The following is a 20670-nucleotide window of genomic DNA, read 5'->3' as shown; positions in this document are numbered from 1 at the left end:
GGATTTACGCGTAACGCTTGGCCCGCAGGTTTTCCTTCATCTGCTGCAGGATCGGCTGCAGCGAGCTGCCGATGCGCAGCGCCACGCAGGTGGCCAGCACGTCGATGATGAGCAAGTGCATGAGGCGCGACACCATGGGGCTGTAGCGGTCGTAGCCCTCGGGGTGGTCGGCCGCCAGATGGATCTGGCAGGTGCTGGCCAGGGGCGAGCCGCTGGCGGTGATGACGATGGTGGTGGCGCCGTTGCGGCGGGCGATGTCTGCCGCGTCCATCAGGTCGCGGGTGCGGCCCGAGTTGGAGATGATCACGGCGCAGTCGCCTGGCCCCAGCAGGGTGGCGCTCATCACCTGCATGTGGCCGTCGCTGCTGGCAATCGAGGTCACGCCCAGGCGGAAAAACTTGTGCTGCGCGTCCTGCGCCACGATGCCCGAGTTGCCCACGCCGTAGAACTCGATGCGTTTGCCTTTCTTCCACGTGTCGGCAATGGCCTCGGCCGCACGTTCGATGGCCACGGTGCTGGCCGCGTTGCGGTATTGCAGGAACGCTGCCACGGCGTTGTCCACCACTTTCACCAGCACATCACCGGTCTTGTCGTCGGCATCCACACTGCGGTGAATGAAGGGCACGCCTTCGCTCACACTGCCTGCCAGCTTGAGCTTGAAGTCCGCCAGCCCGTCGTAACCCATGCTGCGGCAAAAGCGCACCACGGTGGGCTTGCTCACATGCGCGCGCTCGGCCAGCTCGCGCACGGGCAGGCGGGCGAAGGTGCGGGGGTCGGTCAGCACCAGCTTGGCCACGCGCTGTTCGGCGGGGGCCAGCGAGGGCAGGGAGGCGGTGATGCGGTCGAGCATGTCAGTCTGTGAAGGCAGGGCAGGCTGCGCAGGGGGCCTTGGAAAGGGCTTGGGTGGACGCTTCATCCACCGGCTGTGCGCGCGGTGGTGGGGCCATCTGCGTTTAATGTAACTCGGTTCCCAAAGGTATGGGGTCCGCGCAATCCCTGCCTTTCAACCTGCTTGCACGGGGCCTGGGCGTTTCCCCCCTGGCCCGGGCAGGCCCTGCACGCATAGCATCCTCCATCACGTTATCCAGATACTGAGGAGCCTTCCATGCGCAAACCCTTGCTGACAAAACTTCTGGCCGGTGCGGCCCTTGTGGCCGCTGCATCGGGCAGCTGGGCCCAGGGCCAGGTCAACATCATCTGCTCGGTGCAGGCCGAGTGGTGCAACCTGATGTCCACGGTGTACGCCAAGACCACTGGCACCAAGGTCAACATGACGGCCAAGGGCTCGGGCGAGGCGCTGGCGCAGCTCAATGCCGAGCGCGCCAACCCCAAGACCGACATCTGGTTTGGCGGCACAGGCGACCCGCATCTGCAGGCGGCCGAGCAGGGCCTGACGCTCGAATACAAGTCGCCCCAGCTGGCGCAGCTGTACCCTTGGGCACAAAAGCAGGCGGCCGATTCCAAGTACCGCACCGTGGGCGTGTACCTGGGCCCGCTGGGTTTTGGCTACAACAAGGAGCTGCTGGCCAAGCGCAAGCTCAACCCGCCCCAGTCGTGGGCCGACCTGCTCAAGCCTGAATTCAAGGGCGAGGTTCAGATGGCCAACCCGGCCTCTAGCGGCACCGCCTACACCATGATCGCCACGCTGGTGCAGATCATGGGCGAGGAAAAGGCGTTTGAATACCTCAAGGCCCTGCACCCCAACATCAGCGCGTACACCCGTTCAGGCACGGCGCCTGTCAAGGCGGTTGCACGCGGCGAGACCACGGTGTCCGTGAGCTTCGTGCACGACGTGACCACCGAGGCGGTCAACGGCTTCCCCGTGGGCTCGGTCACACCTTCTGAAGGTACCGGCGCCGAGGTGGGCTCCATGAGCATCGTCAAGAACGGCCCCAACACCGAGGCCGCCAAGAAGTTCTATGAATGGGCGCTCACGCCGGGTGGCCAGCAGTTTGGCCTGGCGGCCAAGCAGTTCCAGCTGCCCAGCAACACGCAGGTGCCCAAAGACCCGCGCATGACCGATCCGGCCAAGATGAAGCTCATCAACTACGACTACGCCAAATACGGCGCCAGCGCCGAGCGTCGCCGCCTGATTGCGCGCTGGGAAAAAGACGTGCAAAACGCAACGCGCTAAGGGGTGGTGGTGTCGGCAGCAGCGGCGGCGCACGCAACCCTCCGGACCAGGACTCCCGGTGCCTCGGTCAACCGGCCCCTGTGGGTCTGGCTGGCCATGGGCGTACTGGGGTACCTGGTGTTCCCCTGGTATGCACAGCAGGACGCCAATGGCCTGCTGGCGGTCGGCCAGGTCTTCAGCAGCGAGCAGGCCGCCAACGGGCTGATGCAGGCGGCCTTGTTCGGACGCCCCTGGCTGTGGCTGGGCCTGGCCGGGCTGGCGGTGGCGGGCCTGGGGGCCTGCCTGCCCGCCGGGCGCAAGCAAGGCACGCTGCTGGTGGCGGGGGGCGCACTGGGGCTGGCGGCCCTGCTGCTCAGCGGCTTTGCGATTGGTGCGCGCGGCTGGGCGTTTGAATGGATGAACACCAGCCTGGGCGAACTGGGCGCGCGCCAGCCCGGCATGGGCTGGGGCGGGTTTGTGGTGCTGTCGGCACTGCTGGTGCTGCTGTCGTTCGGTGTGGCGCGGCGCGGCTTCTTCAAGGGCGACCTGTTCGTAGCGGCTGCGGTGGTGGGCTGCGGCAGCCTGCTCGCGCTGTTCATCGTGTTCCCGGTGCTCAAGGCGCTGTCGGCGGCATTTTTTCTGGAAGACGGCCCGTTCTCGCTGGCCGTGGTGTGGGAGCGCATCGCGCACGAGCGCAACTTCAGCCTGTCGTGCCTGGCGGGTGGCCAGCGCTGCGGCGTGGCCTGGAACACGCTGTTTCTGGGCTTGATGACGGCCACCAGCACCACGCTGCTGGGCACCTTCATGGCGCTGATGGCCGAGCGCGCTTCGCGCCGCTATGCGCGGCCGCTGAACATCGTGGCGCTGCTGCCCATCATCACGCCGCCGTTTGTGGTGGGCCTGGGGCTGATCCTGCTGTTTGGCCGCGCGGGGGTGTTCAACCAGTTTCTGGAATACGCGTTTGGCATCACGCCGTCGCGCTGGTTCTACGGGTGGCTGGGTGTGTGGGTGGCGCAGACCTTTGCGTTCACGCCCATCGCTTTCATGATCATGCGCGGCGTGGTGCAGGGCGTGGCGCCCAGCCTGGAAGAGGCCGCGCAAACCCTGCGCGCCAGCCCGCACCGCACCTTCATGACCGTGACCCTGCCGCTGCTCAAGCCCGGCCTGGCCAATGCGTTCCTGGTGGGCTTCATCGAAAGCATGGCTGACTTCGGCAACCCCATCGTGGTGGGCGGGCAGTTCTCGGTGCTGTCCACCGAAATTTTCTTTGCCATCGTGGGCGCGCAGTACGACCAGGGCCGTGCGGCATCGCTGGCCTGGATCCTCACTTTCTTTGCGCTCACGGTGTTTGCCATCCAGCGCGGGCTGTTGGGCAAGCAGAACTTCACCACCGTGTCGGGCAAGGGTGACGCGGGCATTGCCATGCCGTTGCCCCGGGGCGTGCGCCGCGTGGTGCATTCGATTGCGCTGCCCTGGATGGCCTTCACGCTCATCGTGTACCTGTTTGCATTGGCCGGCGGCTTTGTGCAGACCTGGGGGCGCGACTACACCATCACCTTGGCGCATTTCCGTACCGCGTTCAGCGTGGAATGGGGCGAGTTTGGTGTGGTGTGGGCGGGCACGGCGTGGAACTCGTTCTTCACCACCCTCAAGCTCGCCGCCATCTCCGCGCCGCTCACGGCCACGCTGGGCATTGCCATTGCGTGGCTGCTGGCACGCACCGAGTTCCGGGGGCAGGGCGCGTTCGAATTTGCGGCACTGCTGGCCTTTGCCATCCCCGGCACGGTGCTGGGTGTGAGCTATATCCTGGCGTTCAACGTGCCACCGTTCGAGCTGACGGGCACCGCCCTCATCATCGTGTTGTGTTTTATGTTCCGCAATTTGCCGGTGGGTGTGCGCGCGGGCACGGCGGCGTTCAAGCAGCTGGACCGTTCCCTCGATGAAGCCTCCGTCATGCTGCGCGCGGGCAGCGTGCAGACGCTGCGCCATGTGGTGCTGCCGCTGCTCAAGCCCGCGCTGGTGGCTGCACTGGTCTACAGCTTTGTGCGCGCCATCACCACCGTGAGCGCGGTGATCTTCCTGGTCACAGCCGAGAACGAGCTGGCCACCACCTACATCATCGGCCGCGTGGGCAATGGCGACTATGGCGTGGCGCTGGCGTACTGCACGGTGCTCATCATCCTGATGTCGGCCTCCATCGGACTCATTCAGCTGCTGGTGGGTGATCGCAAACTGGGCCGCCGTGGAGCCGCTCCCGCTGCGCACTGACCCCTCTGACAAAAGAAGAAAACACGCCATGAACAACAATGACGCGGGCATCGTGTTCCGCAACATCACCAAGCGCTACGGCAGCGACAGCAGCGCGGCCCTGGCCGTCAAGGGCATCAGCTTTGAGGTGCCGCGCGGCACACTCACCACCATCCTCGGCCCCTCGGGCTGCGGCAAGACCACCACCTTGCGCATGATCGCGGGGCTGGAATCGCCCACCTCGGGCGAGATCTTCATCGGCGGCAAGGACGTGACCACGCTGGGCCCCGCGCAGCGCAACGTGAGCATGATGTTCCAGAGCTACGCGCTGTTCCCGCACATGAACGTGGTCGAGAACGTGATGTACGGCCTGCGCATGTCGGGCCAGCCCAAGGAGCAGGCGCGCGCCAAGTCCGTGGAGGCGCTGCGCGGCGTGGGCCTGGTGGGCTATGACGACCGCCTGCCCAGCGAGCTGTCAGGCGGGCAGCAGCAGCGCGTGGCCTTGGCCCGCGCGCTGGTGCTGGAGCCCGAGGTGCTGCTGTTTGACGAGCCCTTGTCCAACCTCGACGCCCGCCTGCGCCGCGAGATGCGCGAAGAGATCCGCGCGCTGCAGCAGCGCCTGTCGCTCACGGTGGCCTATGTCACGCACGACCAGGCAGAGGCCATGGCGGTGAGCGACCAGATCATCGTGATGAACCAGGGCCTGATTGCGCAGAAGGGCTCGCCCCGTGCGTTGTACGAAACCCCGCATAGTGAGTTTGTGGCCGGCTTCATGGGCGAGGCCATGCTGTTCCCGGCTGTGGCCGACCCTGACGGCACGGTGGCGCTCGGCCCGCTGGTGCTGCGCCCGCGCATGGCGGTGCAGAGCGGCCCGGTGAAGGTGGCGGTGCGGCCTGAGGCCTGGCGCATTCACCGCCAGGGCGAGGGCCTGCTGCCCGCCCGGCTGGACAAGCGGGCCTACCTGGGTGCAGTGTACGAATACACCTTCGAGACCGCGCTGGGCCACATCTTTGTGGTGTCGTCCGACCTGGACGATGTGCTGGCCGTGGGAGACGAGGTGCAACTGAGCCTGGGTGCCCACGGCGTATCAGTGGTTGGTAGTACCGAAGGCGCCCGGACCAATGCGGAATAATGGCGCCATGACGAACCAACTCGACGCCCTCAAACAGTTCACCACCGTGGTTGCCGACACCGGCGACTTTCTGCAACTGGCCCAGTTCCGTCCGCAGGACGCCACGACCAATCCCTCGCTGATTCTCAAGGCGGTGCAAAAGCCCGAATACGCGCCGCTGCTCAAGGACACCGTCGCCAAGTGGCAAGGGCGTGCGATGGACGAGGTGATCGACCGCCTGCTGGTGCGTTTTGGTTGCGAGATCCTGACCCACGTGCCCGGCCGTGTTTCCACCGAAGTGGACGCCCGCCTGAGCTTTGACACCAGCGCCACCGTCACGCGCGCCGAGCGCATCATCGAGCTGTACCAGGCCGAAGGCATCCACATCGACCGCGTGCTCATCAAGATCGCAGCCACGTGGGAAGGCATCCAGGCCGCCGCCCAGCTGGAGCGCAAGGGCATCCACACCAACCTCACGCTGCTGTTCTCTTTTGCCCAGGCCGTGGCCTGCGGCCAGGCCAAGGTGCAGCTGATCTCGCCCTTTGTGGGCCGTATTTACGACTGGTACAAAAAGCAGGCGGGTGCAAGCTGGGACGAGGCAGCGCGCGCGGGCGCCAACGACCCGGGCGTGCAGTCTGTCACGCAGATCTACAACCACTACAAGCGTTTTGGCATTGCCACCGAGGTGATGGGCGCGAGTTTCCGCAATGTGGGGCAGATCACGGCGCTGGCCGGGTGCGACCTGCTGACCATTGCGCCCGAGCTGTTGGCGCAGCTGGCTGCGATTGATGCGCCGTTGCAGCGGGCGTTGGATGCGGAGGCTGCCAAGGGCATGGACTTGCCTGCGGTGAACTATGACGAGGCGGGGTTCCGGTTTGCGCTGAATGAGGATGCGATGGCGACCGAGAAGCTGGCTGAGGGGATTCGGGCGTTTGCGGTGGATGCTGTGAAGCTGGAGAAGCTGATCCTCGCGGCTTGAGCTCGGGTTTCTTTTTTTGAGCGGCTGGTGCCTGGGTTGCGGGCGCTGGCCGTTTTTGTTTTTGGGGGCTCTTGGGAGCATGTTGGGCCGCATGCCTGTGTTGAGGGGGGAGGCCGGGAGTCGCCCGGCGTGCGAGTGACTTTCTTTTGCTTCGCCAAAAGAAAGTCACCAAAGAAAAGGCGACCCCCAGTCTGCGACCCCTTCGCGGTGCGAAGGGGCGGACCTGCGGCGGGGCGGTTGCGGGGTGCGCCGTGGAACTCACTTTGCGCTGCGCGCGCCGCTCGGACAGCCACGGCGAGTCAGAGCACGAAGCACGCGCGCTCCGACGCGCGTGCCACCCCGCAACCGCCCCGCCGCAGGCGCAGCTAGCAGGGGGTGGACAGCCGAACATCCAAACAACCGAACAGCCGGACATCTATTCGGGCCATTGCCGCGCTCGGCCGCGCCTGCGCAGCGCGAGGCGCTTGCGCCCGCGATCCTGGGCCGAGCGCAGCGATGGCCCGTGTGGATGTTCTGCTCCCCGTGCCCCTGTGGATGCGCCGAGGAGCGCAGGGTTTGGCGGATCAGGGCTCGCGTGTGTCTGAGCGACGCGCAGCGGCGCGAGTTGAGCGAGACCCCGCCAAACCCGAGCACCGCAGGTTGCCCCGTAGCGAAGCGCAGGGGACGCAGACAGTGGGGTCGCCCTTTCTTTGGTTCCTTTCTTTCGGCGACGCGAAAGAAAGGGACTCGCCTGCCGGGCGACTCCCGGCCTCCGCCCTCAGTGCCGGCATGCCATTCGATGAGCACACGCCCCCAAGACTGAGCGTGCAAAAAATGCGCATCAAACCGTCAACGTCGGCCGGAAATCTCCCGTCCGGAAGTGCTGAAGATCACTATAAAAATCATAGCTTCCAAGGCATGAAGCACTAGCGCACCCAGCCAAAAACACCAAAAAATCACCCCGCAGGCAGCCGCATCCCCACCCGCAACCCCTTCGGCACCACCCCTTCCGCCACCGTCCGCCCCCCGTGCCGCAGCGCGATCTCTTCGACTATCGACAGCCCCAGCCCACAGCCGCCCGCCTTGTCCGACCCACGCCAGAACCGCGCAAACAGATCGCCCAGGTGCTCGGCCGGCACGCCCGGTCCATCGTCCTCCACCACCAGCAGCGCCCAATGCCCCGGCTCTTCATGGCCCACGCGCACCGTCACCGTGGCGCCGGGGCCCGCGTAGTGCAGCGCGTTGTCGATGAGGTTGTTCAACGCCTCGCGCAGCAGCAGCGGGTGGCCCTGCGCGGGCAGGTGGTCCACGCCCTCGTAGCCCAGGTCCATGCCCTGGGCCAGGGCGCGGGCGGCCCATTCGCGGGCCACCTCGCGGGCCAGGGCGGCGAGGTCGATGGACTGCATCTCCACGTTCGACTCTGAGCGCGCCAGCTGCAGCAGCTGGTGCACCAGGTGCGCGCTGCGTTGCGCGGCCGAAAGCACCTTTTGCAGGCGGGCCTGCACTGCGGGTTCGTGGCTCTCATGCAGGGCCAACTCGGTCTGGCCGATCAGGCCGGCAAGCGGCGTGCGCAGCTGGTGGGCAGCGTCGTTCAGAAAACGCTTTTCCTTTTGCTGGCCACGCGCCACGGTCTCCAGCAGGCGGTTGATGGTGCTGGCCAGCGAATGCACTTCCTGCGGGGCAGAGGTCAGCTCGATGGGCGGCAGCGGCGTGGTGCCCGTGTGGGGCTGCGCGCCTGCGCGCTCAATTTGCGCCTCCAGGCGCTTCAAGGGCTGCAGGCCGCGCAGCACACCGGCGTACACCACGGCGCTCAGGGCCAGGCCCATCAGGCCCATGGGGAACACCATGCGCTCCAGCAGTTCCTGCGCAATGCGCTCGCGCACCGTGAGGCTCTGGGCCACCTGAACGCGCAGGCGCTGGCGGGTGGAGGCGGTGCCGTAGTCCACATCCAGCAAGGCTACGCGCACCGGTTTGTCATCCACCCGCGCCTGGTACAAAAACGCCTCGCCCACCGCCACATCAACCTGGGCGGGCGGTGGCGGCAGCTGCGCGTTGCCCAGCAAAAAGCGGCCGGGCGGAGACGACACCATGTAGGTGATGCGGTCGGCCGGGTCCTGCTCCAGGATGTCCTGCGCGGCCTTCGGAAAGTCCACCAGCAGCCCATCGCCAATCGGCTTGATCTGCCGCGCCAGCGCCCGCACCGACTGGGTCAGCGTCTGGTCAATGCCCTTCTCGCCGTTCTGCAGCGCAATGCGCCACGCCAGAAACCCACCCGACAGCCACAGCACCAGCTGCGGCAGCAGCAGCCACAGCAGCAGCTTGCGTTGAAGAGAGACCCCAGGTACGTGGCGCATGTCAGCGAACCCCACTACGGGAGATAGTGAAAGCCCGCAACGCGTGACACTGGCGCGGCCCGGGCGCGGGATGCCGAGCAAGGGCCGCCCCGCAGCGAGGGCATCGTCCCCCTGCCCGCGTAGCGCAGCGAAGCGAGAGCGGGGGGAAGGCGCGCAGCGACTCAGGGGGGGGTGCCATCTACGGCTTATTCAGCATGTACCCCAGCCCCCGGATATTGCGGATCACCAGGTTGGACTGGTCGAGCTTCTTGCGCAGTCGGTGCACATACACCTCCAGTGCATTGGAGTTCAGCGGGGCGGCGGTTTGGCCGGGCTCGGGCGGGCTGGCGCGCCAAGCGGCCAGCACGTCGTCGCGCGTGACGACTTCGCCACAGCGGTGGGCCAGCAGCTCCAGCAGCTCCCACTCGCGCTGGGTCAGCTCCAGCAGGTCGCCATTCAGGGCCGCGGCATGGCTGGCGTGGTCTAGCACCAGCGGGCCGATGGTGGTGCTGGCAACACCCGCCGCGCTGCTGGCCTGGGTGAAGGCGGGCTGGCGCGCGCGGCGCAGCATGGCCTGCAGGCGGGCCTGCAACTCCTGCATGTTGAAGGGCTTGGTGATGTAGTCGTCGGCCCCGGCGTTCAGGCCCAGCACGCGGTCGTCGACGCCGTCGCGGGCGGTGAGGATCAGCACGGGCAGGCCGGCAATGTGCGCGCGGGCCCAGGTCAGCAGTTCCATGCCGTCGGCGCCGGGCAGGCCCAGGTCCAGGATGATGCCGTCCACCGCCTGCGTCTGCAAAAGCGCCATGGCCTGCGCCACGCTGCTGGCGGTGCAGACGCTGTAATCGAGTTGCTTGAGCTGGCCGGTGAGAGCGTCGAGCAGGAGGGCGTCGTCTTCGACAATCAGTATCGTGGCCATGGATTGAGCATAACAAAGGCCCCTGTAACGGGCCCTCTGTGGGGCCGCTGCGACTCTCAGGGAAAGCCCTGAGAATTAAATTAATTATTGTAATTAAAGTACCGACTGCGCTGAACGGCACCGGTATCACGGCGCAGCAACGGGTTCTGAAAACAACGTCGAGGAGACAAGGGTATGTGGAAGATGACAAAGATCGCCGCACTGGCGGTGGGCCTGGCGGCCGCGATGTCTGCCAGCGCGGGGGAGGTCGAGGTCCTGCACTACTGGACATCGGGCGGCGAGGCCAAGTCGGCCGCCGAGCTCAAGAAGATCATGCAGTCCAAGGGCCACACCTGGCGCGACTTTGCCGTGGCGGGCGGCGGTGGCGACAGCGCCATGACGGTGCTCAAGAGCCGCGTGATCTCGGGCAACCCGCCCTCGGCCGCCCAGGTCAAGGGCCCGGCCATCCAGGAATGGGCGTCCGAAGGCGTGCTGGCCAATGTCGATGCGCTGGCCAAGACCGAGAAGTGGGACGACGTGCTGCCCAAGGTGGTCGCCGACGTGATGAAGTACAAGGGCAGCTATGTGGCTGCCCCGGTCAACGTGCACCGCGTGAACTGGCTGTGGGCCAGCTCCGATGCGCTCAAGAAGGCGGGCGTTGCCAGCATGCCCAAGACCTGGGACGAGTTCTTTGCCGCTGCCGACAAGCTCAAGGCCGCAGGCCTGGTCCCCGTGGCCCATGGCGGCCAGAACTGGCAGGACTTCACGACCTTTGAATCCGTGGTGCTGGGCGTGGGCGGTGCCAAGTTCTACCAGGACGCGCTGGTCAAACTGGACGACAAGGCCATCAACAGCGACACCATGAAGAAGTCGCTGGAGACCTTCCGCCGTATCAAAACCTACACCGACCCGGGCGCTCCCGGCCGCGACTGGAACCTGGCCACGGCCATGCTCATCCAGGGCAAGGCGGGCTTCCAGCTGATGGGTGACTGGGCAAAGGGTGAGTTCATCGCGGCCAACAAGGCGCCGGGCAAGGACTTCCAGTGTGCAGCGGCACCAGGCACGGCCAACGCGTTCACCTTCAACGTGGACTCGTTCATCCTGTTCAAGCTCAAGGACGCAGCAGCACAGAAGGCGCAGAGCGACCTGGCCAGCTCCATCATGAGCCCTGAGTTCCAGGAAGTGTTCAACCTCAACAAGGGCTCGATCCCTGTGCGCACCGGACAGAAGATGGACAAGTTTGACGACTGCGCCAAGCTGTCCAGCAAAGACTTTGCCGACACTGCCAAGAGCGGTGGCCTGGTGCCCAGCGTGGCCCATGGCATGGCGATTGCGCCTGCCACCGAAGGGGCGATCAAGGATGTCGTCAGCCAGTTCTGGAACGACGACAAGGTGAGCGTCGCCGACGCCATGAAGAAGATCGCGGCCGCCGCGAAGACCAAGTAAGCCGTGTACGACACACATACCTACACGCACTAAAACCAACCCCAGAGGGATCCCATCATGAAGACAAGAAACCGCCTCACGGCGGTGGCTTTGGCCGCCGCATGCGCGAATGGCGCCTTTGCTATGGACGTAGCAGGCTTTGAGTTCAACGGCTACTCCCGCGGTGGCCCGGTGTTCAACCACTCCGACGGCGTCAAGGGCAACCTGACGCTGGGCGGCGAGCTGCAGAAGTACCGCCTGGGCAACGAAGGCGACAACGGTATCGAAGTCAACTTCGCCAAGGGCTTCGAGGCCGGCGGCATCAACTGGAAGGTGAACTACATGCCCGCCAAGTGGGGCAGTGGCGACATCAGCACCGAACAGGCGTTTGTGGAAATGAGCGGCTTCTCGTTCTCGCCCGAAGCCAAGTTCTGGGTCGGCCAGCGCCGCCTGCGGATCCAGGACGTGCACATCGTTGACTACTTCCTGCTGAACTACGGCGACAACATCGGCGCTGGCGTGACCGACGTGCCTGTGGGCGGCATGAAGCTGGGCGTGGGCGTGTTCTCTGGCGACAAGTTTGACGGCGGCCTGCCCAACAACGTGAAGGCACACCGCATCAACGCCGATCTGTCCGAGATCAACACCAACCCCGGCGGCAAGCTGCGGGTGCTGCTGACCGCCGTGGGCGGCAAGAACCAGGTGGGCGGCGGCTCCGGCTCCGGCATCTCGTTGATGCACACACAAAAGGAGTTCCTGCTGCCCAGCGTCAGCAACACGCTGTATTTGCAGACATCGCGCGGCCATGCCCGTATTGATGGGGAGTTCGAGGCCATCGAGGGCACCAGCGCAGGCAAGCGCGCCACCCGCATTGCCGACTCCATCAACTGGCAAAGCGGCCCGTTTGGCGGCCAGGCCCTCATTGGCTACCAGACCAACAAGGCTGACCTGACCGGCGTGGAGACCAAGGACTTCTCGCTGGGCGGCCGTGGCTCGTACGCGTTCACCAAGAACTTCAAGGGCCTGGTGGAGCTGTCCACCACCACCCGCAAGGGCAGTGGTCCGGACCAGCGCCTGTCCAAGGTCACGCTGGCGGGTGCCTTGGCACTGAATGAAGACTTCTGGTCGCGCCCTGAGCTGCGTCTGTATGTGACCAAGGCCAACTGGAATCAAGCGGCGGCTGTGGCCAACGCAGGCACCTTTGGCGCCAATGGCAAGACCTCGCGCACGCTGGTGGGCGTGCAGTACGAGGTGTGGTGGTAAGAGAGTGAGTAGCGAGTTAGTTTGAGGTAGACACTTTGTTCATTGGGGGGTGCTCTGTGCGCACCCCCCTTTTTTCATGTGACACAAAGTGGGTGAGTGAATGAGTGAAACGATGGTTGAGTGATTGATCGAGATACCACGTACAGCGCCTACCGCGCACGCAGCGTGTGCCGTGCGTACGCAAGAGAGATTCGCAAGCAATGAAGAATTCCTTTGAAACTTGGTTGCCCAGGCTGGTGGTGACCCCGGCGTTTGTGCTGGGTTTTGCCTTCATCTATGGCCTCATGGTGTGGAACGGCGTGCTCAGCCTCACCGCATCGCGCATGCTGCCCAACTACGAATGGGCGGGTCTGGCGCAGTACGAGCGCCTGTGGGAGATGGACCGCTGGTGGGTCGCCCTCAAGAACCTGGGCATTTTTGGCGTGGGCTACGTGGGCGGATCGCTGGTGATTGGTGTGGTGCTGGCCGTGCTGCTGGACCAGAAGATCCGCGCCGAGGGCGCGCTGCGCACCATCTACCTGTACCCCATGGCGCTGTCGTTCGTGGTGACCGGCACGGCCTGGAAGTGGCTGCTCAACCCCGGCCTGGGCATCGAAAAGATGGTGCGCGACTGGGGATTCACGAACTTTGAGTTTGGCTGGCTGGTGGACACCGAGATGGCGATCTACTGCGTGGTCATCGCCGGCATCTGGCAAAGCGCCGGGTTTGCGATGGCGCTGTTTCTGGCCGGGCTGCGCGGCATTGACGACAGCATCATCAAGGCCGCGCAGGTCGATGGTGCCTCGCTGCCGCGCATCTACTGGCGCATCGTGCTGCCCGCGCTGCGGCCGGTGTTCTTCTCCACGCTCATGGTGCTGTCGCACCTGGCCATCAAGAGCTTTGACCTGGTGATGGCGCTGACCGCGGGTGGCCCCGGTTTTGCCACCGATGTGCCCGCCACCTTCATGTACACCATGTCGTTCTCGCGCGGGCAGATTGGCCTGGGCGCGGCCAGCGCCACCATGATGCTGGCCACCGTGGCGGCCCTGGTGATTCCTTACCTTTACAGCGAACTGCGGAGCAAACCCCATGACCGCTAAGCCCTCTGTGTTTCCGTCCGTGGGCCGCCTGCTGGTCTATGGCGTGCTGGCCCTGGCCACCGCGTTCTTTCTGCTGCCGCTGTACGCCATGCTGGTCACCTCGTTCAAGGACGCCGAGGAGATCCGCAGCACCTCGCTGCTGGCACTGCCCGCTGCGCTGAACTGGTCGGCCTGGGGCACGGCCTGGCAGAGCGCCTGCACGGGCGTGGACTGCAACGGCCTGCGCCCGTTTTTCTGGAATTCGGTGGCCATGGCCGTGCCTGCCGTGCTGATCTCCACCGTGTGGGGGGCGCTCAACGGCTATGTGCTGAGCTTGTGGAAGTTTCGCGGCAGCGACACCTTGTTTGGCCTGCTGCTGTTTGGCGTGTTCATGCCCTTCCAGGTCGTGCTGCTGCCCATGAGCCAGGTGCTGGGCTGGCTGGGGCTGTCCAGCTCCATCACCGGGCTGGTGCTGGTGCACTGCCTGGCGGGGCTGGCCGGCACCACGCTGTTCTTTCGCAACTACTACGCGGCCATCCCCAGGGAGCTGGTGAACGCCGCACGCATGGACGGCGCCAGCTTCTGGCAGATCTTCTGGCGCATCGTTCTGCCGCTGTCCACGCCCATCGTGATGGTCACGCTGATCTGGCAGTTCACCAACATCTGGAACGACTTTCTGTTCGGTGTGGTGTTCTCGGGCACCGAGTCCAAGCCCATCACTGTGGGCCTGAACAACCTGGCCAACACCAGCAGCAGTGTGAAGGCCTACAACGTGGACATGGCGGCCGCCATCATCGCGGGTCTGCCAACCATGGTGATCTACGTTCTCGCAGGCAAGTTTTTTGTGCGTGGCTTAACGGCTGGCGCAGTGAAGGGATAAATCATGGCTTCTTCATTGGATATCGCAGGTATCAACAAGCGCTTTGGCAAGGGCGACAAGAGCGTGGAGGTGCTGCGCAAGGTGGACATCCACGTCGCGCCCGGCGAGTTCCTCATCCTCGTCGGCCCCTCGGGCTGCGGCAAGTCCACGCTGCTCAACATCATTGCGGGGCTCGACGAACCCACTGAGGGCGAGATCCGCATTGGCGGCAAGAACGTGGTGGGCATGCCCCCGCGCGACCGCGACATCGCCATGGTGTTCCAGAGCTATGCGCTGTACCCCACGCTGAGCGTGGCCGACAACATCGGCTTTGCGCTGGAGATGCGCAAGATGCCCAAGGCCGAGCGCCAAAAGCGCATCGACGAAGTGGCCGCCATGCTGCAGATCAGCCACCTGCTGGACCGCCGTCCCAGCCAGCTCTCGGGCGGCCAGCGCCAGCGTGTGGCCATGGGCCGTGCGCTCGCGCGCCAGCCGCAGCTCTTCTTGTTCGACGAGCCGCTGTCCAACCTGGACGCCAAGCTGCGCGTGGAGATGCGCGCCGAGATCAAGCGCCTGCACCAGGCCAGCGGCATCACCAGCGTGTACGTCACGCACGACCAGGTCGAGGCCATGACGCTGGGCTCGCGCATCGCGGTGATGAAGGGCGGTGTGGTGCAGCAGCTGGGCACGCCGGACGACATCTACAACCGCCCCGCCAACACCTATGTGGCCACCTTCATCGGCTCGCCCACCATGAACCTGCTGCGCGGTGCGGCCACGGGGGGGCAGTTTGGCATCCAGGGCGCAGCGCTGAACCTGGCGGCCCCCGCCAGTGCCAACGAGGTGCTGCTGGGCGTGCGCCCCGAGCACCTGGTGATGCAGGAGACGGCCCCGTGGCGCGGCCGCGTCAGCGTGGTGGAGCCCACGGGCCCCGACACCTATGTGATGGTGGACACGGCCGCGGGCAGCGTCACGCTGCGCACCGACGCCCAGACCCGCGTACAGCCCGGCGACGCCGTCGGCCTGGCGGTAGAGCCCGCTAACGCCCACTGGTTTGACGCCAGCAGCGAGAATCGGCTGGCGTGAGCCGCGCGGCGCAAGCGCCGCCGGATCGTTGCATGTAGTGTGCTGTCCCGCAAATAGCTGCACATGAAATCGCGTCCTCACCCCCAGGGCTGCGTTGCAAATCCTCGCGATAGCGACGGCTATCACTGCGGTTTGCGCCTTGCTCTGGGCGCGATGTCATCGATTTCATTTCGTGCAGCTATTTGCGGGACAGCACACTGGTTGCTATTGAAACAATAGCTGCTAGCGCATGTTCTACTAGCGCTGGGAGCTGTTTTTGCTTAAAAACACCGCATGACACCCCTGCGCCTGCTGGCCGACATTGGCGGCACCAACATTCGCCTGGCCTGGCAAGACCAGCCCGATGGCCCCCTGCACGACACCCGTGTGCTGCCCTGCGCACAATTCCCCACGGTGGACGCCGCACTAGCGGCCTACCTGGCCGAAGTGAACATCGCCACCCCGCGCGAGGCGGCGTTTGGCATTGCCAACCCCGTCACGGGCGACGCGATCCGCATGACCAACCACAGCTGGAGCTTCTCGCAGCGCGCCGTGCGCGAGGCCTTTGGTTTTGAGCGGCTGGTGGTCATCAACGACTTCACCGCACTCGCGCTGGCGCTGCCCCTGCTCACGCCAGAGCAGCTGCGCCCCGTGGGCGGCGGTGTGGCGGTGCCGGGCGCTGCGATTGCGCTGCTGGGCCCGGGCACGGGCCTGGGGGTGTCGGGCCTGGTGTTTCCGCCCGGCTCGAGCCTGGGGGTGCCGCTGTCGGGCGAGGGCGGCCATGTCACGCTGGCCGCGCAGACCCAGCGCGAATTCGATGTGCTGGGCATTCTGCAAGAGCGCTACGGCCACGTGTCGGCCGAACGCGCCGTGTGTGGCGCCGGGCTGGTGGACCTGTACCACGCGCTGCGCCGGCTGGCCCAGCGCGGTGGCAAGGAAGTCAGCTCCGCCGCACAGGTCACCGAGCTGGCGCTGCAGGCCAACGACCCGCTGGCGCTGGAGGCGCTGGAGCTGTTCTGCGGCTTTCTGGGCAGTGTGGCGGGCAACCTGGCGCTCACGCTGGGTGCGCGCGGTGGCGTGTACCTGGGCGGCGGCATGGTGCCGCGACTGGGCACGTGGTTTGACCAGTCCCCGTTCCGCGCACGGTTTGAATCCAAAGGGCGCTTCCAGTCCTATCTGGCGACCATTCCCTGCTGGGTCATCGACCCCAGCGCCACGCCCGCGCTGTTTGGCGCATCGCGCGCGCTGGACATTGCGGGCTCGGACGCATGAGCAGCGACAGCGCACCACCGCCCATGCTCCGCCCCACCGGTGTGCACCACGTGGCCATCATCGCCAGCGACTACGCCCGCTCCCGCCGCTTCTACACCGAGGTGCTGGGCTTGCAGGTGGTGCACGAGCACTACCGCGCCGAGCGGCAGTCGTACAAGCTCGACCTGCAACTGCCCGATGGCACACAGGTGGAGCTGTTTTCTTTTCCAAATCCGCCGTCTCGCCCGTCCTACCCCGAGGCCTGTGGCCTGCGCCACCTGGCCCTGCGCGTGGCCGACATGGCGGCCAGTGTCGCTGCCCTGGCGGCACATGGCGTGGCCGTGGAGCCGGTGCGGGTGGACCCGTTCACTGGTGCGCTCTTCACGTTCTTGGCAGACCCGGATGGATTGCCGATTGAGCTGGTGGAAGATGGCAGGGCGCGGTAAACCGCACAACGCTACAACAAAACTGCGTGACCATTGCGTAGGCGCAGAGAGCGCAGACCTGCCACCCCCTGGATACGTTCCTATTTCAACCACGCCTTGACGTGCGCCGACAGTGCCTCGGGACTGATGCCATAGCGGTCGTGCAACGTGGGCAAAGCCCACGCATCCAGCCAGGCATCGGGCAGCCCCGCCACGCGGAACCGTGCGGGCCCTACGCTGTTTGGCAGCAGAGCGCTGGCCACGGCATCGCCCAGGCAGCCCACCACTGAGTGGCTCTCCTGAACGACCACTAGGCGCGGCTTACGCTGCACCTGGCCAGGAGGGCGTTGGGCGCTGATGCAGGTCCAATGGAGGGGGAATGCAAAGACCTTGAATGGGACAGCTCTTAGCGTTTGAGGCTGAACACCCAGTTGCGTGCAGCCTGGTCCGCATAGCCCGCAATCCACACGAAGTGCGCGGTGGGTGAGAAGAACGTTTTGGAGGGGTACAGCTTGGTCTGATAGTTTATACCGTTGGCATCCAGTAGCCCGATGAGGTTCAGGTAAGCAGGGTGCCTCACGTCCGGATCATCTTCAGCGGCGACCACGCGGATGCGCCCGTTCAGATGCTGCTTAAGGCCAGCCCAGTTGTAGCCTTCGCCACCCCCAGCGTTCGGTGAACCTGCCCACGGCGCGTTGATGAACAACGCGGCAAACGTTTCTGGATGGCTCTCTGCCATTACCAGCGCACCGTTGCCGCCCAAGGAAAGGCCGCTGAGGTAGACGCGGCCGCGGTCCACTTTTTCGGTTCCCAGCACGCTTTGCAGCAGTTCGTACGCGGCCTGCCCGTCGGGAGACAAGGCACCTGCGGGGTCTGCAGCGTTGACCCAGGCGGTATTGGCCTGCGGCGCAATCACGATGGCTTCCTTGGCGGGGTTGGACTCTGAGTCCTGAGCCCAGATCGTGGCCTGCTTGGTGCGCTTGAGCACCATGTCGGAAGGCTGGCCACCCGCAGCCCGCTGCCCCACGCCGTGCAGCGCCAGAACCACGGGGTAAGCCTTGCTGCTGGTGGCGTAGTTGGGCGGGTAGTAGATGTGGTAGTTGATGCTGGTGCCTGCAGTGCTGGTGAAAGTCTTTCCTGCACCGAATTTGGCGCGCACTGCAGAGTCGTTGTCACGCACGATCCTGACCGTGTAATTCGCAGCCTCGGCCCCGGCATCGCCAGTCACCTTGATGGTTGCCGTCTGCACGTGCTCCACATCGAAAGCCGCGTAGCTCTGGGACAGCTTGACCATGTAGCCGGTGTTGCCCAGCGTCTCTGCCAATGGCACTGCTTCTGGCGCAGCCACATCGGTGTTCGCCACGGTGGTGCTGTATGCACCCGCCGTGATGGCCGCCGTCACGCTGGTTTGCTTGACCGCATCATTGGCCGTGGGCTGCAGCAAGACGCCGTAGATATCGCTCTGCACGCGCAATGTGTAGTTGCGCACGTTGGGGTCGAAGGCCGGTTCAAGCTGCTCCCCGTTGTGCGCACTGGTCACCACGTTCAGGCTGGCAAGCCGTGGTGCTGCAACAACGTCGCTGCCACCGCACGCGGCGATCGATGCGATGGCCACCAGGCACAGGCCGTGAACAATCTTCATGTTTTGTCTCCTATCAGCTCTCTGTGAAGGGCTGCCCACCGAGTCGTGTGGACAGCCATGGCCTTCTTAAACAAGAAGGAGCGACCAACCAGGGCGCGGGGTGCGTCCCAGGGGAATGAGGTGGAAAAAAGGACGTGCCGGCTGCAGCGGTACGTCAACGGGGCAGGGTCAGCCCAGCCAACCGCGGATGCGCTGGCCCAGCACTTCGCTGCTGATGCCGTAGCGGTCGTGCAATGTGGGCAAAGCCCCCGCATCCAGGTAGGCATCGGGCAGCCCTGCCAGGCGGAACCGCGCGGGCTGTACGCCGTTTTGCAGCAGTGCGCTGGAGACGGCCTCGCCCAGGCCGCCGACCACCGAATGGTTCTCTGCCACCACCACCAGCCGCGGCTTGCGCTGCACCTCGGCCAGGATGGTCGCAACATCGAGTGGCTTGATGGTGGGGCAGTGCAGCACGCCAACGCCGATGTGGTCGGCCTGCAGCGCCTTGGCCACCTCTAGCGCGCGCATGGTCAGGAAGCCGCTGGAAATGATGAGCACCTCATCGCCATCCACCAGGCGCTTTGCTTTGCCCAGTTCGAACTGGTAGTCGTATTCGTCCAGCACCAGCGGCACATTGCCGCGCAGCAGGCGCATATAGACGGGGCCGTTGTGCGCAGCCATTTGCGGCACGGCCTGCTCGATGTCGAGGGCATCGCAGGGGTCGATGATGGTCAGGCCCGGGATGCCACGCATCATGGCGATGTCTTCAGTGGCTTGGTGGCTGGGGCCATAGCCGGTGGTCAGGCCTGGCAGCGCGCAGCACATCTTCACGTTCAGGTTTTCTTCGGCAATCACCTGGTGGATGAAGTCGTACGCACGGCGCGTGCCGAACACGGCATAGGTGGTGGCGAAGGGAATCAGCCCTTCCTTGGCCATGCCGCCCGCCGCGCCCATCAGCAGCTGTTCGGCCATGCCCATCTGGTAGAAGCGCTCGGGGTAGGCCTGCGCAAACAGGTGCAGGTCGGTGTACTTGGCCAGGTCGGCGGTCATGCCCACGATCTCGGGGCGGGTGGCGGCCAGCTCGACCAGGGCCTTGCCAAACGGTGCGGCCTTGACGCGCTGCCCCTCGCCCGCGATGGAGGCGATCATGGCGGAGGTGGTCAGGCGCGGTTTTTTCTCGGCGACGGTGTTCATGCGGAGGCTCCTTCGGGGGCGGTCTGGTCGAGGATGGCGAGGGCCAGCTGCCACTCGGGTGGATCGACGCGGATGAAATGGTTTTTGTCGCGCGTCTCCAGGAAGGGAACGCCCTTGCCCATGAGCGTGTTGAACAGGATCACGCGCGGCTTGGGCTCTGTCAGATTTCGCGCGGTGTCAAAGGCCGCCAGTACGGCAGCCAGGTCGTTGCCATCGACACGCTGCACATGCCAGCCAAAGGCCAGCCATTTGTCGGCCAGCGGCTCGAAGCCCAGCACTTTGCTGCTGGGGCCGTCAGCTTGCTGGTTGTTGATATCCACCAGGCAGATCAGGTTGTCGAGCTGGTGGTGGGCAGCCGACATGGCGGCCTCCCAGGTAGAGCCTTCGTCCAGCTCGCCGTCGCTCATGGAGTTGTAGACGAACGCGGGATTCTTCTTCTGCTTCAGGCCCAGCGCCATGCCCACACCGATCACCAGGCCCTGGCCCAGCGAGCCGCCCGAGATTTCCATGCCCGGTGTGTATGTGGCCATGCCGCTCATGGGCAGGCGGCTGTCGTCGCTGCCGTAGGTTTCGAGTTCGTCCTGCGGGATCACGCCGGCTTCGATCAGCGCCGCGTAGTGGGCGATGGCGTAATGGCCGTGCGACAGCAGGAAGCGGTCCCGCCCCTCCCAGGTGGGGTCTCGGGGTTGCAGGTTCAGCGCGTGGCCGTAGGCCACGGCCAGCACATCCGCCCAGCCCAGGGCTTGACCGATGTAGCCTTGGCCCTGGACTTCGCCCATACGCAAGGCATAGCGGCGAATGCGGTGGGCACAGGCGCGCAATTGCTCCAAATTGCTCATGTGAATGCTCTCC

The 20670-nt window shown here is 65.3% G+C and carries 17 protein-coding genes and 1 pseudogene; 11 read left to right on the top strand and 7 right to left on the bottom strand.

Translation table 11 applies throughout. The features are described from left to right. Window positions 1–4 precede the first annotated feature (4 nt). Complete coding sequence (locus tag C8C96_RS23140) at window positions 5–850, bottom strand: MurR/RpiR family transcriptional regulator (protein WP_056058413.1); 846 nt, start codon at window positions 848–850, stop codon at window positions 5–7. A gap of 255 nt (window positions 851–1105) precedes the next feature. On the opposite strand from C8C96_RS23140, the gene C8C96_RS23135 reads away from it, so the two are divergent. The 4 genes from C8C96_RS23135 to tal all read left to right on the top strand — a co-directional run bounded on the left by C8C96_RS23135 (window position 1106) and on the right by tal (window position 6450). Then, window positions 1106–2134, top strand: a complete 1029-nt coding sequence (locus C8C96_RS23135) for an ABC transporter substrate-binding protein (RefSeq protein WP_121943770.1) — start codon at window positions 1106–1108, stop codon at window positions 2132–2134. A gap of 96 nt (window positions 2135–2230) precedes the next feature. Then, window positions 2231–4381 carry an iron ABC transporter permease gene (locus C8C96_RS23130; protein ID WP_233584298.1) on the top strand — a complete coding sequence of 717 codons (2151 nt, stop codon included), beginning with the start codon at window positions 2231–2233 and terminating at the stop codon, window positions 4379–4381. 28 nt (window positions 4382–4409) lie between these two features. Then, window positions 4410–5492, top strand: coding sequence for an ABC transporter ATP-binding protein (locus tag C8C96_RS23125; RefSeq protein WP_121943769.1), 1083 nt, complete (start codon window positions 4410–4412; stop codon window positions 5490–5492). A 7-nt stretch (window positions 5493–5499) separates the two neighbouring features. Beyond that, entirely contained in the window at window positions 5500–6450 is a 951-nt protein-coding gene (gene tal / locus C8C96_RS23120; protein WP_121943768.1) for a transaldolase, read from the top strand. Window positions 6451–7385: 935 nt separating this feature from the next. Here tal and C8C96_RS23115 read toward each other — a convergent pair. Next, window positions 7386–8783: a sensor histidine kinase gene (locus tag C8C96_RS23115; RefSeq protein WP_056744047.1), complete on the bottom strand. Its 1398-nt coding sequence runs from the start codon at window positions 8781–8783 to the stop codon at window positions 7386–7388. Window positions 8784–8961: 178 nt separating this feature from the next. Further along, window positions 8962–9678 (bottom strand): response regulator transcription factor, encoded by a 717-nt coding sequence (locus C8C96_RS23105; RefSeq protein ID WP_056058426.1) that lies wholly within the window; start codon window positions 9676–9678, stop codon window positions 8962–8964. A 174-nt stretch (window positions 9679–9852) separates the two neighbouring features. Between C8C96_RS23105 and C8C96_RS23100 the strand changes: the two genes are divergently transcribed. The 7 genes from C8C96_RS23100 (at window position 9853) to C8C96_RS23070 (ending at window position 17024) form a co-directional block, all read left to right on the top strand. Further along, entirely contained in the window at window positions 9853–11103 is a 1251-nt protein-coding gene (locus C8C96_RS23100; protein WP_056058428.1) for an ABC transporter substrate-binding protein, read from the top strand. A gap of 123 nt (window positions 11104–11226) precedes the next feature. After that, window positions 11227–12345, top strand: coding sequence for a carbohydrate porin (locus tag C8C96_RS23095; RefSeq protein ID WP_121943767.1), 1119 nt, complete (start codon window positions 11227–11229; stop codon window positions 12343–12345). A 200-nt stretch (window positions 12346–12545) separates the two neighbouring features. Further along, window positions 12546–13424 carry a carbohydrate ABC transporter permease gene (locus C8C96_RS23090; RefSeq protein ID WP_015012611.1) on the top strand — a complete coding sequence of 293 codons (879 nt, stop codon included), beginning with the start codon at window positions 12546–12548 and terminating at the stop codon, window positions 13422–13424. Then, window positions 13414–14283 carry a carbohydrate ABC transporter permease gene (locus tag C8C96_RS23085; protein ID WP_121943766.1) on the top strand — a complete coding sequence of 290 codons (870 nt, stop codon included), beginning with the start codon at window positions 13414–13416 and terminating at the stop codon, window positions 14281–14283. Before C8C96_RS23090 ends, C8C96_RS23085 begins: the two co-directional genes overlap by 11 nt. A 3-nt stretch (window positions 14284–14286) precedes the next feature. After that, entirely contained in the window at window positions 14287–15348 is a 1062-nt protein-coding gene (locus C8C96_RS23080) for an ABC transporter ATP-binding protein (RefSeq protein WP_056744052.1), read from the top strand. Between the two features lie 273 nt (window positions 15349–15621). Beyond that, a complete protein-coding gene (gene glk, locus C8C96_RS23075; RefSeq protein WP_056744054.1) occupies window positions 15622–16599 on the top strand; it encodes a glucokinase in 978 nt (325 codons plus the stop codon). 23 nt (window positions 16600–16622) lie between these two features. Next, window positions 16623–17024 (top strand): VOC family protein, encoded by a 402-nt coding sequence (locus tag C8C96_RS23070; RefSeq protein WP_370107375.1) that lies wholly within the window; start codon window positions 16623–16625, stop codon window positions 17022–17024. 80 nt (window positions 17025–17104) lie between these two features. On the opposite strand, the pseudogene C8C96_RS23065 reads toward C8C96_RS23070, so the two are convergent. The 4 genes and pseudogenes from C8C96_RS23065 to C8C96_RS23050 all read right to left on the bottom strand — a co-directional run. Then, a pseudogene (locus C8C96_RS23065) lies at window positions 17105–17338 on the bottom strand (transketolase family protein); the annotation flags it as partial. Window positions 17339–17409: 71 nt separating this feature from the next. Next, window positions 17410–18645, bottom strand: coding sequence for a PHB depolymerase family esterase (locus tag C8C96_RS23060; RefSeq protein ID WP_121943764.1), 1236 nt, complete (start codon window positions 18643–18645; stop codon window positions 17410–17412). Between the two features lie 168 nt (window positions 18646–18813). Further along, the gene (locus tag C8C96_RS23055; RefSeq protein WP_121943763.1) at window positions 18814–19818 is read right to left on the bottom strand and encodes a transketolase family protein; all 1005 of its coding nucleotides are present in this window, start codon (window positions 19816–19818) and stop codon (window positions 18814–18816) included. Beyond that, window positions 19815–20657 (bottom strand): transketolase, encoded by an 843-nt coding sequence (locus C8C96_RS23050; RefSeq protein ID WP_121943762.1) that lies wholly within the window; start codon window positions 20655–20657, stop codon window positions 19815–19817. Before C8C96_RS23050 ends, C8C96_RS23055 begins: the two co-directional genes overlap by 4 nt. Window positions 20658–20670: the final 13 nt, after the last annotated feature.

The sequence above is a fragment of the Acidovorax sp. 100 genome, from assembly GCF_003688355.1.
Taxonomy (GTDB): Bacteria; Pseudomonadota; Gammaproteobacteria; order Burkholderiales; family Burkholderiaceae_C; genus Acidovorax; species Acidovorax delafieldii.
The sequence above is the reverse complement of the archived record's forward strand: the minus strand, read 5'-3'. Positions and strand labels throughout refer to the sequence as shown.

Bases quoted from the DNA above. Each gene is read 5' to 3' on its own strand.
- C8C96_RS23140 (WP_056058413.1), bottom strand. From the start codon at position 850: ATGCTCGACCGCATCACCGCCTCCCTGCCCTCGCTGGCCCCCGCCGAA.
- C8C96_RS23135 (WP_121943770.1), top strand. From the start codon at position 1,106: ATGCGCAAACCCTTGCTGACAAAACTTCTGGCCGGTGCGGCCCTTGTG.
- C8C96_RS23130 (WP_233584298.1), top strand. From the start codon at position 2,231: ATGGGCGTACTGGGGTACCTGGTGTTCCCCTGGTATGCACAGCAGGAC.
- C8C96_RS23125 (WP_121943769.1), top strand. From the start codon at position 4,410: ATGAACAACAATGACGCGGGCATCGTGTTCCGCAACATCACCAAGCGC.
- tal (WP_121943768.1), top strand. From the start codon at position 5,500: ATGACGAACCAACTCGACGCCCTCAAACAGTTCACCACCGTGGTTGCC.
- C8C96_RS23115 (WP_056744047.1), bottom strand. From the start codon at position 8,783: ATGCGCCACGTACCTGGGGTCTCTCTTCAACGCAAGCTGCTGCTGTGG.
- C8C96_RS23105 (WP_056058426.1), bottom strand. From the start codon at position 9,678: ATGGCCACGATACTGATTGTCGAAGACGACGCCCTCCTGCTCGACGCT.
- C8C96_RS23100 (WP_056058428.1), top strand. From the start codon at position 9,853: ATGTGGAAGATGACAAAGATCGCCGCACTGGCGGTGGGCCTGGCGGCC.
- C8C96_RS23095 (WP_121943767.1), top strand. From the start codon at position 11,227: ATGGACGTAGCAGGCTTTGAGTTCAACGGCTACTCCCGCGGTGGCCCG.
- C8C96_RS23090 (WP_015012611.1), top strand. From the start codon at position 12,546: ATGAAGAATTCCTTTGAAACTTGGTTGCCCAGGCTGGTGGTGACCCCG.
- C8C96_RS23085 (WP_121943766.1), top strand. From the start codon at position 13,414: ATGACCGCTAAGCCCTCTGTGTTTCCGTCCGTGGGCCGCCTGCTGGTC.
- C8C96_RS23080 (WP_056744052.1), top strand. From the start codon at position 14,287: ATGGCTTCTTCATTGGATATCGCAGGTATCAACAAGCGCTTTGGCAAG.
- glk (WP_056744054.1), top strand. From the start codon at position 15,622: ATGACACCCCTGCGCCTGCTGGCCGACATTGGCGGCACCAACATTCGC.
- C8C96_RS23070 (WP_370107375.1), top strand. From the start codon at position 16,623: ATGCTCCGCCCCACCGGTGTGCACCACGTGGCCATCATCGCCAGCGAC.
- C8C96_RS23060 (WP_121943764.1), bottom strand. From the start codon at position 18,645: ATGAAGATTGTTCACGGCCTGTGCCTGGTGGCCATCGCATCGATCGCC.
- C8C96_RS23055 (WP_121943763.1), bottom strand. From the start codon at position 19,818: ATGAACACCGTCGCCGAGAAAAAACCGCGCCTGACCACCTCCGCCATG.
- C8C96_RS23050 (WP_121943762.1), bottom strand. From the start codon at position 20,657: ATGAGCAATTTGGAGCAATTGCGCGCCTGTGCCCACCGCATTCGCCGC.